Source organism: Candidatus Protochlamydia phocaeensis (assembly GCF_001545115.1).
Lineage (GTDB): Bacteria > Chlamydiota > Chlamydiia > Chlamydiales > Parachlamydiaceae > Protochlamydia_A > Protochlamydia_A phocaeensis.
Window position 1 is genome coordinate 1 of sequence record NZ_FCNU01000016.1, and the last position, 1,665, is coordinate 1,665.

The 1,665-nt window shown below is 51.0% G+C and carries 1 rRNA gene; it reads left to right on the forward strand.

The window, feature by feature from the left end:
* Positions 1 to 49: 49 nt before the first annotated feature.
* A 16S ribosomal RNA gene (locus BN3769_RS05835) occupies positions 50 to 1,589 on the forward strand.
* The last annotated feature ends 76 nt before the right edge of the window (positions 1,590 to 1,665 follow it).

Consider the following 1,665-nt stretch of genomic DNA (forward strand, 5'->3'; position numbering starts at 1 on the left):
CCGCTTTAAGCGGTGCAAAATAAACAACTCAGATTTTCAAGAGTTTTTTTTCTGTGAGAATTTGATCTTGGTTCAGATTGAATGCTGACGGCGTGGATGAGGCATGCAAGTCGAACGAAACCTTCGGGTTTAGTGGCGGAAGGGTTAGTAATACATGGGTAACCTGCCTTTAACTCTGGGATAACGATTGGAAACGATCGCTAATACTGGATATGGTGGATTTAAGACATCTTAAATCTATTAAAGTGGGGGATCTTCGGACCTCGCGGTTAAAGAGGGGCCCATGGGATATCAGCTAGTAGGTAGGGTAATGGCCTACCTAGGCTAAGACGTCTAGGCGGATTGAGAGATTGACCGCCAACACTGGGACTGAGAACTGCCCAGACTCCTACGGGAGGCTGCAGTCGAGAATCATTCGCAATGGGCGAAAGCCTGACGATGCGACGCCGTGTGAGCGAAGAAGGCCTTAGGGTCGTAAAGCTCTTTCGCTTGGGAACAAGGAGATCCGGCTAATATCCGGAGAACTTGAGCGTACCAGGTAAAGAAGCACCGGCTAACTCCGTGCCAGCAGCTGCGGTAATACGGAGGGTGCAAGCATTAATCGGATTTATTGGGCGTAAAGGGCGCGTAGGCGGGGATATAAGTCAGACGTGAAATCCCGGGGCTCAACCTCGGAACAGCATTTGAAACTATATCTCTTGAGGGTAGGCGGAGAAAACGGAATTCCACAAGTAGCGGTGAAATGCGTAGATATGTGGAAGAACACCGGTGGCGAAGGCGGTTTTCTAGCTTACTCCTGACGCTAAAGCGCGAAAGCAAGGGGATCAAACAGGATTAGATACCCTGGTAGTCCTTGCCGTAAACTATGTATACTTGGTGTAACCGGACTCAACCCTGGTTGTGCCGTAGCTAACGTGTTAAGTATACCGCCTGGGGAGTACAGTCGCAAGGCTGAAACTCAAAAGAATTGACGGGGACCCGCACAAGCAGTGGAGCATGTGGTTTAATTCGATGCAACGCGAAGAACCTTACCCAGGCTTGACATGCAGTAGACCGGTCCAGAGATGGGCCTTTCCTTCGGGACTGCTGCACAGGTGCTGCATGGCTGTCGTCAGCTCGTGCCGTGAGGTGTTGGGTTAAGTCCCGCAACGAGCGCAACCCTTATCATTAGTTGCCAACATTTAAGGTGGGAACTCTAATGAGACTGCCTGGGTTAACCAGGAGGAAGGTGAGGATGACGTCAAGTCCGCATGGCCCTTATGTCTGGGGCTACACACGTGCTACAATGGTCGGTACAGAAGGCAGCGAAGCCGCGAGGTGGAGCAAATCCCGAAAGCCGGCCTCAGTTCAGATTGTAGTCTGCAACTCGACTACATGAAGACGGAATTGCTAGTAATGGCGAGTCAGCAACATCGCCGTGAATACGTTCCCGGGTCTTGTACACACCGCCCGTCACATCATGGGAGTTGGTTTTACCCGAATCCGCTGGCTTAACCGCAAGGGGAGAGGCGTGTAAGGTAAGGCCGATGACTGGGATGAAGTCGTAACAAGGTAGCCCTACCGGAAGGTGGGGCTGGATCACCTCCTTTAAAGGACAGTTTGCTCTTAGAAGCAAACAGGTTGGGCAAGCTCTATTTGCCTGTACATTGTCTTACTTATACGGAA